The organism is Kosakonia sp. N21 (assembly GCF_050587465.1).
Taxonomy (GTDB): Bacteria; Pseudomonadota; Gammaproteobacteria; order Enterobacterales; family Enterobacteriaceae.
Genome location: NZ_JBOBHR010000002.1, coordinates 199,257 through 212,673, shown reverse-complemented (window position 1 = coordinate 212,673; position 13,417 = coordinate 199,257). Strand labels below are relative to the sequence as shown.

9 protein-coding genes are annotated in these 13,417 nt (G+C 57.2%); all 9 read right to left on the bottom strand.

What is annotated here, in order from left to right; all coding sequences use genetic code 11:
* Nucleotides 1–42 precede the first annotated feature (42 nt).
* The 9 genes from ACQ3G7_RS04795 to atzF all read right to left on the bottom strand — a co-directional run bounded on the left by ACQ3G7_RS04795 (nt 43) and on the right by atzF (nt 13,334).
* On the bottom strand, nt 43–1,395 hold the full coding sequence (locus ACQ3G7_RS04795) for an alpha-glucosidase/alpha-galactosidase (RefSeq protein WP_430889024.1): 1,353 nt from the start codon (nt 1,393–1,395) through the stop codon (nt 43–45).
* A 256-nt stretch (nt 1,396–1,651) separates the two neighbouring features.
* Nucleotides 1,652–2,350, bottom strand: a complete 699-nt coding sequence (urtE, locus tag ACQ3G7_RS04790; protein ID WP_430889023.1) for an urea ABC transporter ATP-binding subunit UrtE — start codon at nt 2,348–2,350, stop codon at nt 1,652–1,654.
* Nucleotides 2,351–2,352: 2 nt separating this feature from the next.
* Nucleotides 2,353–3,144 carry an urea ABC transporter ATP-binding protein UrtD gene (gene urtD / locus ACQ3G7_RS04785; RefSeq protein ID WP_430889022.1) on the bottom strand — a complete coding sequence of 264 codons (792 nt, stop codon included), beginning with the start codon at nt 3,142–3,144 and terminating at the stop codon, nt 2,353–2,355.
* Nucleotides 3,137–4,213, bottom strand: a complete 1,077-nt coding sequence (urtC, locus tag ACQ3G7_RS04780; protein ID WP_430889021.1) for an urea ABC transporter permease subunit UrtC — start codon at nt 4,211–4,213, stop codon at nt 3,137–3,139. Before urtC ends, urtD begins: the two co-directional genes overlap by 8 nt.
* Nucleotides 4,213–5,787, bottom strand: coding sequence for an urea ABC transporter permease subunit UrtB (gene urtB / locus ACQ3G7_RS04775; RefSeq protein WP_430889020.1), 1,575 nt, complete (start codon nt 5,785–5,787; stop codon nt 4,213–4,215). The genes urtC and urtB overlap by 1 nt, the downstream gene beginning before the upstream one ends.
* A gap of 90 nt (nt 5,788–5,877) precedes the next feature.
* Complete coding sequence (gene urtA, locus ACQ3G7_RS04770) at nt 5,878–7,149, bottom strand: urea ABC transporter substrate-binding protein (protein WP_430889019.1); 1,272 nt, start codon at nt 7,147–7,149, stop codon at nt 5,878–5,880.
* A 64-nt stretch (nt 7,150–7,213) separates the two neighbouring features.
* Entirely contained in the window at nt 7,214–7,915 is a 702-nt protein-coding gene (locus ACQ3G7_RS04765) for a GntR family transcriptional regulator (RefSeq protein ID WP_430889018.1), read from the bottom strand.
* A gap of 9 nt (nt 7,916–7,924) precedes the next feature.
* Nucleotides 7,925–11,539, bottom strand: a complete 3,615-nt coding sequence (gene uca, locus ACQ3G7_RS04760; protein WP_430889017.1) for an urea carboxylase — start codon at nt 11,537–11,539, stop codon at nt 7,925–7,927.
* Nucleotides 11,532–13,334 carry an allophanate hydrolase gene (atzF, locus tag ACQ3G7_RS04755; RefSeq protein WP_430889016.1) on the bottom strand — a complete coding sequence of 601 codons (1,803 nt, stop codon included), beginning with the start codon at nt 13,332–13,334 and terminating at the stop codon, nt 11,532–11,534. The genes uca and atzF overlap by 8 nt, the downstream gene beginning before the upstream one ends.
* Nucleotides 13,335–13,417: the final 83 nt, after the last annotated feature.

Below are 13,417 nucleotides of genomic sequence, written 5' to 3'. Positions count from 1 at the left end.
CGGAAGGGGAAGCCCACAGCCGGGCGAACCCGGCGTTGCGCATTAGCGATGCAGCCAGGCGGGCAGCCAGTCGCCGTGACTGGCGATTAAGTCGTCTACCAGCGCGTAGATCTCATCAATACCCAGTACGGCGGCGGTATGCGGATCCATCAGGGTTGCGTAGTACACGTAGTCTTTGTTCTCCGTGAGGATCGCCTCCGTCAGCAGGGTTTGCACATTGATGTTGGTTTGCATCAGCGCGGCCAGATGCGCGGGCAGTTTGCCCACTTTAGTGGGCTGAATGCCGTTGGCGTCCACCAGACAGGGGACTTCCACGCAGCAGTCCTGCGGCAGGTTGTCGATCAGGCCATCATTGCGGACGTTGCCGTAAATCACGCTCGGCTCGCCGGTGTGGATGGCGTTCATAATGGTGCTGGCGTATTCGCGCGACGGTTTGAGGGTGATGCGGTCGGCGGTTTTGTACTCCTGGAGTTCCTTTTGCCAGTTCGCCAGTTGTTCGACGCAGCGTTTCGGGTACTCATCCAACGGCACCTGATACCGTGCGATCAGATCGTCACGCCCCGGTTTGATAAACCACGGGGTGTATTCGGCAAAGTGCTCGGAGGATTCGGTGACGAAATAGCCCAGTTTCTGGAACATTTCGTAGCGCACAATGTTCTGGCAACGTGGATTGCCGTGCATGTTCGGCTTTGGTGCGCGTTTATCGGCCCAGGCCTGATGGAGCTCCGGATAGAGGCTGGTGTAGCTGCCATCGGGCTGTTTTTTCTCCAGCGACAGGTAAAACGCCATGTGGTTGATACCGGCGCAGCGGTAGCGTAATAACGCCGGGTCGAGATCGAGATCGCGCGCCAGCTCCTCCGCTGTGCCCTGCACCGAGTGGCACAGGCCAACCTGACGGATATGCGGATAACGGGCATACATCGCCCAGGTGTTCATCGCCATTGGGTTGACGTAGTTAAGCAGGGTGGCGTTCGGGCAGACGTCGGTCATGTCTTCACAGATTTGCCACAGATGCGGAATGGTGCGCAGCGCCCGCATAATGCCGCCGGGGCCAAGTGTGTCGGCAATGGTTTGTTCGAGGCCGTGACGTTTGCAGACCTCAAAATCGGTGACGGTGCAGGGCTCATAGCCGCCAATCTGAAAGGCGACCACCACAAAATCGGCGTCTTTCAGGGCGGTCTTTTGGTCGGTATGGCAGCTGATTTGCCCGTTCGCGCCGACAGAGTCCATCAGCTTACGCACCACAATGTGCGACTCTTCCAGGCGGGTGGCGTCGATATCCATTAAGGCGACGTGCGCATCTTTCAGCGCCGGGCGCTGAAAAACATCGCCGAGGATATTTTTAACAAATACCGTTGAACCGGCGCCGATAAAGGTAATTTTTGCAGCAGGCATGTGCATTCTCCCTGGTGATGGTTGTTCTTCCTGAGCGTGGCACGCGCCTTGTGCGCCATCTGCCTTGTTCCTGCGGGTGCATTCCCGAAAACTCAGATTGCGCTATATACGGCGTTGGATCTGAGTTTCCGGGAAAAAATAGGCGGTTAAGTAGAGTTAACGGCAAGTCAGTTAAGTGGAATGCAATATTTGCTGTATAAAGATCGAACAGGGTTGGAGTAGTAACATCATGCTCAGAGGACACTGAAAAGAACGTCTAAATTGCCACCAGATGCCTGACGCCTTCTTCTTCCATATTATCACCTCGACCGCGTTGAATAATGGTGCCGCGGGACATTACCAGATACTGATCCGCCAGTTCAGCCGCGAAATCATAAAACTGCTCTACCAGTAAAATGGCCATATCGCCGCGATTAGCGAGCCCCCGGATGACCGCACCGATCTCTTTGATAACCGAGGGCTGAATGCCTTCGGTCGGTTCATCCAGAATAAGGAGTTGGGGTTTACAGGCCAGCGCCCGGCCAATGGCGAGTTGCTGTTGTTGCCCCCCCGAGAGATCGCCACCCCGGCGCTGTTTCATTTCGCGCAACACCGGGAAAAGGTCATAAATCTCCTCCGGTATGCTTTTCGCCTGGCGACCGGAAAATCGCGACAGTCCCATCAACAGATTTTCCTCAACGGTCAGGCGCGGGAAGATCTCCCGGCCCTGCGGTACATAGGCAATCCCCTGCTGTACCCGCTGGTGTGGCTTACTGTGGTTGATTAATTTTCCCTGCCAGTGAATGGTACCGGACTTCGCCGGAATAATTCCCATCAGGCATTTCAGCAGCGTGGTTTTACCCACACCATTACGCCCCAGTAAGCACGTAATTTCGCCGGGCGTGGTGTCAAATGACAGGCCACGCAAAATATGGCTGCCACCGTAATACTGATTTAAATCATTAACCTGCAACATAGTTAGCGCCCCAGATAAACATCAATAACCTGCTCATTGGCCTGCACTTCGCGCAGCGAGCCTTCTGCCAGTACCTGCCCCTGATGCAGCACCGTCACGTGATCAGCGATAGTTTCCACAAAACCCATATCGTGCTCGACCACCATCAGGGAATGCTTACCCGCCAGTGTACGAAACAGTTCCGCAATATAGTCTGTTTCAGCATCGGTCAGTCCGGCGGCAGGTTCGTCGAGTAGCAGCAAATGTGGCTCCTGTACCAGCAACATGCCAATCTCAAGGAATTGTTTTTGCCCATGGGAGAGCAGCCCTGATAGTCGATGGCGGTGCTCGGTTAGTCTGAGCAGTTGCAGTACCTCGTCAATTCGGTCCTGCTGCTCTCCAGTCAGCTTCGCCCGCAGGCTGGTCCACACGGATTTATCCATTTTTTGCGCGATTTCAAGATTTTCCATCACGCTCAATGCTTCAAAGACGGTCGGTTTCTGGAACTTACGTCCAATTCCGGCGCGGGCGATGTCCACCGATGACAGACCTATCAAATCGATATTCTGGTCGTACATCACCTTACCGCTGTCCGGGCGCGTCTTGCCGGTTATCACATCCATCAGGGTCGTTTTCCCTGCACCGTTCGGGCCGATCACGCAGCGCAGTTCACCCACACCAATCGACAACGACAGGTCGGTCAGTGCGCGAAAGGCGTCAAAGGTGACGTTGATATTTTCAAGCTGCAACACCGGGTCGGTCGTCTTGCGAAAACGATCCTGGGGCTGTGGCTGGGTAAACAACGAATCAGTCATGCTTCCTCCGTTTGAGAAGGCCAATCACCCCACGCGGCAGGAACAGCGTGACCAGAATAAACATCAGGCCGAGGAAAAAGAGCCAGAAGTCCGGGAATGCCACGGTAAACCAGCTTTTGGCACCGTTGACGATACCAGCCCCGAGGATCGGGCCAACCAGCGATCCGCGCCCGCCAAGTGCGACCCAGATGGCAGCTTCGATGGAGTTGGTCGGCGACATTTCGCTGGGGTTAATAATGCCCACCTGCGGCACATACAGCGCCCCCGCCAGTCCACACAGCACGGCGGAGAGCGTCCAGACGAAGAGCTTGAAACCTTTCGGGTCATAGCCGCAGAACATCAGGCGGTTTTCCGCATCACGCACCGCCGTCAGCACGCGGCCAAACTTACTGCGTGTCAGCAGCACGCCAATGGCAAGCGATGCCGCCAGCAGCAGCACGGTGGCAACAAACAGGCCGATACGCGTGCCGGTCGCGGACACCGGGAAACCAAGCAGTGTGGTAAAGCCGGTAAAGCCGTTGTTGCCGCCAAAACCGGTTTCGTTACGGAAAAAGAGCAGCATCCCGGCGTAGGTCAGCGCCTGGGTCATGATGGAGAAGTAAACGTCTTTGATACGTGAGCGAAAGGCAAAGTAGCCAAACACCAGCGCCAGCAAGCCGGGGACCAGGATAATCAGGCACAGCGCCCAGGCAAAATGCTGCGTTCCCGCCCAGAACCACGGCAACTCAGTCCATGACAGAAATGACATAAACGCGGGCAGCCCGTCTCCCGCCGCCTGACGCATTAAATACATCCCCATCGCGTAGCCGCCGAGGGCGAAGAACAGACCGTGCCCCAGCGACAGCAGCCCGGCGTATCCCCACACCAGATCAAGCGCCACAGCCACAATCGCATAGCAGAGAATTTTGCCTATCAGCGTCAGCGTATAGGTGGAAATCGCCAGCGGATTTTCCGCCGGAAGCAGCGCGAAAAAGGGCAGGATCAGCAGTGCGACCAGCAGCAGTGAAGCGAGCATACTGGTCAGGCGCGGTGCGCGGCGGGCGATAGTTAGCGTAATAGGTTGGCTCATCAGTCAATTACCCGCCCTTTGAATGCAAACAACCCCTGCGGTCGTTTTTGAATAAACAGCACGATCAACACCAGAATGGCGATTTTGCCCAGCACCGCACCGATTTGCGGCTCCAGCACTTTGTTGAGCACGCCCAACCCCAGCGCCGCGACCACCGTTCCCGCCAGTTGCCCGACGCCGCCGGTCACCACTACCAGGAAAGAGTCGATGATGTAACCCTGTCCCAGTTCCGGGCCAACGTTACCCAGTTGTGACAGCGCCACGCCGCCCAGTCCGGCGATACCGGAACCCAGGCCGAAGGCCAGCATGTCTACACGCCCGGTAGGCACGCCGCAGCAGTCGGCCATCCGGCGGTTTTGCGTCACCGCACGTACATTCATCCCCAGACGGGTTTTGTTAAGCAGCAGCCAGGTCAGAATCAAGACGCCTGACACGAAGATAATCACCGCGATGCGGTTCCAGGGCAGAACCAGATTCGGTAATACCGCCCAGCCGCCGGAAAGCCATGCCGGGTTGGCGACTTCAAGGTTCTGCGTGCCAAACAAGATACGAACCAACTGGATAAGCATCAGGCTGATCCCCCAGGTGGCGAGCAGAGTTTCCAGCGGTCTGCCGTACAGGTGGCGAATAATGGTGCGCTCAAGCACCATCCCCACGGCAGCGGTAATAAAGAACGCCACTGGGAGCGCCACCAACGGGTAGATCGCCAGCCAGTCAGGGGCAAAGCGCTGAAACAGATCCTGTACCAGCCAGGTGGAGTATGCGCCGAGCATCAGCATCTCACCGTGTGCCATGTTGATGACACCGAGCAGTCCATAGGTGATCGCCAGCCCCAGCGCCGCCAGCAGCAGAATTGACCCTAGTGAAATGCCGCTGAATGCCTGCCCCAGCCAGTCACCCCATTTGAGACGTTGTTGCACCTGTTTAAGACTGGCGGCAGCGGCATCACGCACTGAAGAATCTGCTTCATTTTGCGGTTGCGTCAGCCGGATCAGGCTCGCCTGTACCTGCGGGTCGCTCGATTCGCCGAGCAATTTGACTGCCTTTAAGCGCATCCCGGCCCGACTGTCGGAAAGCTGTAAGTTAGCCACCGCGATGGCAAGCGCGGTATGTATGCGTTCATTTTTCTCCGCCTCCAGCCGCCCGGTGAGGAACGGGAGCTGTTCGGCCTGGGCGCTGTTTTGCAAGGTCAGCGCCGCCTGAAGGCGTACATTGTCGTCATTGTTGATCAACTGGTGGGTAGCCAGCGCGCTGGCCACTAGGCTGCGAATGCGGTTATTCATAAACACTTTTTTCGTCGCACCCTCAGGTACTGCATTACCTTCCAGCGCCGTCAATGTGCCGTTCTGATCGGTGAAGAGCTGGCCGTTGGTGTCAGTGACCACTGTTTCGTCATTCAGCGCCTGCAACAGCGGCAACCGTGATGCCTCCGGCGCGGCTGACCACTGCTGAAGCAGTTGTGCCTGTTGCGCACGGCTGGCCTTGCCGTAATCTGCGGCAGGCCCGGCCTGTGCTGACGAGGTCATCAGCAGGCAGCCGAAAAGGAGAAAGCCCAAAACCGGGAATATTTTCATCTGTCAGCGTCTTTTGATGGTTATCCGGCCAGGCCGGAACATTCAACCACGGACAGGGGCAGCGAACCTGCCCCTGTCACTTCTCCGGGTTTATTTACCGCCGGTTTTGACCGGGTAATCCGGTTTTTTGTCATTGCCTGTGATATACGGGCTCCACGGTTGTGCGCGGATCGGTTTATCGGTATTCCACACCACGTTGAACTGACCGTTCTCTTCGATTTCACCAATCATTACCGGTTTGTGTAAGTGGTGGTTGGTGGCATCCATGGTCAGTGTAAAGCCGCTTGGGGCCGCAAACGTCTGGCCTGCCATTGCGGCGCGGACTTTATCCACGTCAGTGGTGCCCGCCTTCTCAACCGCCTGCGCCCACATATGGATCCCGACGTAGGTCGCTTCCATTGGATCGTTGGTCACAACGGTGTCGGCGTTCGGCAGTTTGTGCGCTTTGGCATAGGCGCGGTAATCGGCAACAAATTTGGTGTTCACCGGGTTACTGACTGACTCAAAGTAGTTCCACGCGGCCAGATGGCCGACCAGCGGTTTAGTGTCGATACCGCGCAGTTCCTCTTCACCCACCGAGAAAGCAACTACCGGCACGTCGGTCGCTTTGATGCCCTGGTTAGCCAGTTCCTTATAGAACGGCACGTTGGAGTCGCCGTTGATGGTGGAGATCACTGCAGTTTTGCCGCCTGCTGAGAACTTCTTGATATTGGAAACGATGGTCTGGTAATCGCTGTAACCAAACGGCGTATAGACTTCTTCGATGTCTTTATCCTGAACGCCTTTGGAGTGCAGGAACGCGCGCAGGATTTTGTTGGTCGTGCGAGGATAGACATAGTCGGTGCCGAGCAGGAAGAAGCGTTTTGCACTGCCGCCATCTTCACTCATCATGTATTCCACTGCCGGGATCGCCTGTTGGTTTGGCGCAGCGCCGGTGTAGAACACGTTTGGCGACATCTCTTCACCTTCATACTGCACCGGGTAGAACAGCAGGCCGTTCAGTTCTTCAAACACCGGCAGCACCGATTTGCGCGATACCGATGTCCAGCAGCCAAAGACCACGGCCGCTTTATCCTGGGTCAGTAACTGACGCGCTTTTTCCGCAAACAGCGGCCAGTTAGAGGCAGGGTCAACCACAACCGGTTCCAGTTTTTTACCCAATACGCCACCTTTGGCGTTGATTTCATCAATGGTCATCAGCGCCATGTCTTTCAGCGGCGTTTCTGAAATCGCCATGGTGCCGGAGAGGGAGTGCATGATCCCCACTTTAATGGTGTCTGCTGCGTATGCCTGTAACGATAACCCCATGCTCAAAAACGTGGCTGACAGGGCAAATGCTTTCAGTAAAGAACGTCTTTTCATTACAAAACCCCTAAATGATATTGAGTAATTAATATTCCCGCCGTACAGCGGGGCAGAACCACGGCTACGGTGAAACGGGTTGTAAACTGGCTTGTTGGAGCATGTGTAAGGTGATTTTCCTGACCTCAGCTTTGCTCTGCGAAATGTGCTCGGTCAGAATGCGTTGCGCCTCCTCGGTTTGCTGTTTCAGGATCGCCTGTAAAACACGGGCATGTTCGTTGTAAGTCGCGTCCACACGGTCATCGCGGGTGAAATCGAGATGGCGAATGATGCGCATCTTCTCGGTCAGCTCCACATGCACCCGTGCCATCTCACTGTTGCCGCTGGCGCGAACCAGCGTGGTGTGAAATTGCTCATCCTGAAGCGATAACGCTTTACTGGGCTCCATGCGCGGCGAGGTCATCCAGAAGCTGACCAGCGGTGCCAGATGCTCTGAACAGATGCCCGGTGGCATGCCGCACAGGCGACGCACTGCTTCCCTTTCCAGCACGATGCGAAAGTCGTACAGCGCTTCGAAATAATTGAAATCAAAAGGTTTTACCTGCCAACCGCTGCGCGAGTACACCTGCACATAACCTTCATGTTCGAGCCAGAACAGCGCCTGACGCACCGGGGTACGACTGGCGGACATTCGCTCGGAAATCTCGTTTTCACTGAAATGCGCGCCCGGCATTAAGCGGAAATCAAAGATGTCGTTTTTCAGCTCGTGATAAATGCGCTCCGCCAGACCCACGGTGCGTTTTTTACCGTCTTTTTCGCTCATCATTAGTCTCCCTTATTCCAGCCACAGCAGCGTGTCGCCGGGGCTGACCGGACGCCCAGGCTGGCAGGCAATGCGTTTGACGTTCCCGCTCTGCGGCGCGTTGATGGCAAGTTCCATCTTCATCGCTTCGACGATAACCAGCGGCTGACCTTCCTCGACGACATCGCCCGGATTAACCAGCACTTTCCAGATGTTGCCGTTCATATCCGCGCACACCGGCAACGCACCGTCATCCTCTTCCACCACCTCCGGTGGCAGGCTTTCCGTCACTGTGGCCTGATCGTCCCGTTGCCAGCGTTCCACTTCCGCTTCGAACGCTTCGGCCTGCCGCGTACGGAAATCGGCAATGTCGGCGGCGTTGTCACGCAGGAACTGCAAATGCTGCTGGAAATCAAACACCGTCTCTTCAATGCGGATGGTTGCTCGGCCTTCGCGGAAATCGTCACGCAGCAGCGCCAGCTCCTCTTCGCTCACCGGGTAGAAACGCACCTGGTCGAAGAAGTGCAGCAGCCATGGCTCGTCGGCAGCAAACTGTTCGTTTTTAAGGAACTTGTTCCAGATAGGCAGTGTGCGCCCCACCAGTTGATAACCACCGGGAGAATCCATGCCGTAGATGCACATGTACATCCCGCCGATCCCGACGGTACCTTCGGCGGTGAAGGTGCGCGCCGGGTTATATTTGGAGCTGAGCAGACGATGGCGCGGATCAACGGGCACCGCGCAGGGGGCACCGAGATAGACGTCACCCAGGCCCAGAATCAGGTAGCTGGCATCAAAAATCGTCTGTTTCACGTCTTCGCGGCTGGATAACCCATTGATGCGCTGAATAAAATCAACGTTGTTGGGCAACCACGGTGCCGTTGCACGCACTGTATCTTTGTAGCGGCTGACCGCATCCAGCGTGGCGCTGTCTTCAAACGCCATCGGCATATGCACAATGCGTGAAGGTACTTTCAGCTTGCTGACATCGCCAATACACGATTCCAGTTCCAGCAGCAGCGCCACCAGTTCCGGCTGGCTGATGGCCAGACTGTCGTAACGCACCTGTAGCGAACGCACGCCCGGCGACAGTTCTTTCACGCCCGGATGTGCCCGCTTGCGCAATTGCTCCATCAACAGGTGAACACGCAGGCGCAGCGCCAGATCCAGCACGTTGTCGCCATACTCGATCAGAATGTAGTTATCCCCGGCCTGGCGATAGACAATCGGCGGGGCGCCAGCAGTGGCGGGGAGCGACACCAGTGCGGTGGCAGAAACGCCGTCGCGATCTGCAAGCGATGGCGTTGTAAATTCAGCAAGATGGCTGGTATGCAGTGTCTCAATGCAGCGCTCCTGCATTTTTTCCCGCGCCACGGCCTCTTCCACGCTGATGGGGTAGAAACGAATGCGGTCGCCCGGTTTGACCTGCCCGACTTTCCACAGCTCCGCTTTGGCGATGGTGACCGGGCAGACAAAGCCGCCGAGGCTTGGGCCATCGCGGGTGAGGATCACCGGGAAGTCGCCGGTAAAGTTAATCGCGCCGATCGCGTATTCGCAGTCGTGAACGTTAGAAGGATGCAGACCAGCTTCGCCGCCGTTTGGCCGCGTCCAGCTCGGTTTCGGCCCGATCAGCCGCACGCCGAGGCGGTTAGAGTTGTAGTGCACCTGCCAGTCGCTGGCGAAAAACGCATCAATCGCTTCCTGGGTAAAGAAATCCGGTGCGCCATGCGGCCCGTACAGCACGCCGATGCGCCACAGTTCGCCATATTCCGGGATCAGCGACGGACTTATCGCCTGCGGTTCGCTCACCGGGGCGGGCGTCGTGCAGGCAGCCAGTTCCGGGCGCGAAATCGGCAGCAGATCGGCGACTTTCAGCGTGCGTCCGGCGTGACCGCCAAACTGCCCGAGCGCAAAGGTGGAGCGGCTGCCGAGGTATTGCGGCACATCAATGCCGTTACGCACCGCGAGATAAGCGCGACAGCCAACCTGCGCACGTCCATACGCCAGCGTTTGTCCGGCGTTAACGGTGATGGGTTGCCACAATGGCACCGCCTCGCCGTCCAGCGTCGCCTGACAATCTGCGCCCGTCAGGGCGATAACCGCCGCGCTGTGAAATTGCAGTACAGGGCCTTGCAGGGTGAATTCCAGTCCTGCTGCCGCGTCGTGGTTACCGACAATGCGGTTAGCAAGACGGAAGGCAAAATCGTCCATCGGGCCGGAGGGCGGCACACCGATGTCCCAGTAACCGAGGCGACCCGGAAAATCCTGAATGCTGCTCCAGGTACCCGGCTGAAGCACTTCAATCACCGTCGAGTACGCTTCATAACTGTCGAGCATCCGTGTCCATACGCTGCCATTCTGGAAGGCTTCGCTGGCCGTGATCTGGCGCAGATAATCAAGGTTAGTGGTGATGCCATGCAGTTGGGTGGCATCGAGCGCCGCCCGTAATTTTGCCAGTGCCTCTTCGCGGTTGGCTCCCTGCACAATCAGTTTGGCGATCATCGGATCGTAAAATGCCGACACTTCACTGCCGGTGGTGACGCCGGTATCCACGCGCACACCTTGCGGGAAAGCCACTTCGGTTAATACACCGGGGCTGGGCTGGAAGTTTTTCAGCGGGTTTTCGGCGTAGAGACGGACTTCGATGGCCGCCCCCTGCGGAGCCTGTTGCAGGCGCGCCCAGTCAATCGCTTCATCCGCCGCCACGCGCAGCATGTACTCCACCAGATCCAGCCCGGTCACGCATTCAGTCACCGGATGTTCAACCTGCAAACGGGTATTCACTTCCAGAAAATAAAATGCGTCCCGTGTGGCGTCATAGATGAATTCCACGGTGCCTGCACTGCGATAGTTGACCTGCTTGCCAAGCTGCACGGCGGCGCTGAGCAACGCTTCGCGGGTGGCTGCAGGCAGATGCGGCGCCGGGGTTTCCTCCACCACTTTCTGATTGCGGCGCTGCAATGAGCAGTCACGCTCGCCGAGCGCCACCACATTGCCTTTGCCATCACCAAAGATCTGCACTTCGATATGCCGCGCCCGATCAATACAACGCTCGACAAACACCCCGGCGTCGCTAAAAAACTGCTCGCCCAGACGACGCACGCTCTCCCAGGCCTGGTTGAGGGCTTGCGCATCGGCGCAGCGCGTCAGGCCGATACCGCCGCCGCCCGCGGTGCTTTTCAGCATCACCGGATAGCCAATTTTTGCCGCCGCATCCAGTGCCTCTTCCCGCGAGTCGAGCAGCCCGGTGCCTGGCGTCATCGGAACGCCCGCCTCTGCGGCCAGCTCGCGCGCCCGGTGTTTCAGCCCGAATTCGCCAATCTGCTGCGCGGTTGGTCCGACAAAAATAATTCCGGCCTGCTCGCAGGCGGCGGCAAACGGCAGGCTTTCCGACAAAAATCCGTAGCCTGGCCAGATAGCCTGCGCGCCCGTTTCCTGCGCCGCGGCGATAATTTTGTCGATGCGCAGGTAACTGTCGCTGGCCTTCTCGCCGCCGAGCGCCACGGCAACATCAGCCTGTTTGACATGTTCGGCGTTTTTATCGGCGTCGGAATAGACTGCCACGCTTTTAATCCCCAGACGTTGCAGCGTGCGGATGGCGCGACAGGCGATCTCGCCCCGGTTGGCAATCAGTACGGTATTAAACATGTTTGCTCTCCTGGCGGGTAATCCAGTTACGCCAGCCTTTAAATTCAGTAATGTCGGTGGCATCGTTCAGCGCAGCCGGTTCGCAGATAAACCCTTTAACCCAACGCCCGTCGGCCAGTTCCAGAGAACCGATGCCCAACGGCGCAGGAATTTCTGCGACAAATTCGCCAAAGCGGGCCAGCGGGATATCCCACAGCTCAACCGCGATAGCGGCACCCGACGCCTGGCGGGCAATGCCCGGCTTGGCTGGTTGGGTGTTTGCCAGCGCGTACAGCCCGTAACACGGTGCGGTTTCGGTCGCTTCAACAAATACGGCATTGCGCGTGGTGAGCTGGAAGTTCAGCGGCATGCCGCGCAGATGAGCTCCCACCACGGCAACGCGCACATGGTGCGGAGAAACCGGTAATGTTGCCCCTTGCGGCGTGAATGGCAGGCCGGTCGCGCCAAGCGGCAGCGCCAGTTGCTGCTGCCAGCGCAGGCCGAAATCCGCCAGCGCTCGGTCATGCCAGGCCGGCGCGATCAGCGTAATACCGGCTGGCAGCCCGTCGGCGCGGAATGGCGCAGGCAAGGCCAGCGCACAGAGATCGGCCAGGTTGGTAAAGTTGGTGTAAGTGCCGAATTGCGAGTTGAACAGGATCGGTTCCTGCTGCATCTCTTCCCGCGTGTGGATGGTTGGCGATGTCGGTACGACCAGCGCATCGACGTCGCTCAGGGTTTGCTGAATTTTTTGTGTCAGATCCGCGCGCAGATACTCCGCGTTGAATGCGTCCACTGCGCTGTAGTTCAACCCGGCAGAAATAATGGTGTGTACGGTGGGGTCCATCTGCTCCGGGTGTTGCAGCATCTCGCCGACTGACGCGGTACGTTCCGCCACCCACGGTCCCTGATAAAGTTGTTCGGCAAGCTGGTAGAACGGTGAGAAATCGATCGGTTTCAACGTTGCACCGCTGGTACGCAATGACTCAAGTGCGCTCAGCCACGCATGTTCGGCCTGCACATCGCCAAAGAATTTCAGTTCAGCAGGAATAGCAAACACCGGATTTTTCGCCAGCGCAGCAGGTGCAGTAGACGGGTTGGTGCGGGAGTACGCATCATCTGTATCTTCGCCGCCCGCAAGGGTGGCAATGTAAAACGCATCTTCCACAGTGAGCGCAAATACTGAGAGCGTGTCATTCAGGCGACAGGCCGGAACAACGCCTTTCGCCGACAGCCAGCCTTTGGTGGGTTTCAGCCCAACGATGTTGTTGAATCCGGCTGGGACACGCCCGGACCCGGCGGTATCGGTGCCAAACGAGAATGGCACCAGCCCTCGCGCAACCACCGAGGCGGAACCGGAACTCGACCCGCCACTCACATAATCGCTGTTAAACGTATTTGACACAGCGCCGTAGGGCGAACGCGTTCCCACCAGTCCGGTAGCGAACTGATCGAGATTGGTTTTACCAATCAACACCGCACCTGCTGCTTTGAGCCGGGCAACCGCAGTGGCATCGTGCTCAGCGGTGTAAGTAAATGCCGGACAGGCGGCGCTGGTTGGCCAGCCGGCGACATCCACATTGTCTTTTACCGCAAACGGAATACCAAACAGCGGCAGTGCCTGGGGGGTCGCGAGATACAGTGGAAATAATGCATCCAGTTGCACACGTAATTGTTCTTCATCAGCCAGAACAATCCATGCGTTATCGTCTTCGGAAAGAGAGTCAATGTGTGTCTTTAATAGCGAGAGTATCGCTTTACTGTCATTCTCAATTATCTTTCGCCATTCACTCAGGGTTTTCCCTGTCATTATTGTCATGCTGGAATTCCTGTTGGTATACAAGATGGAATTCCAAAAGCAATCCATATGCCAAAATTATAACTAATTGTTTTTAGTTGATT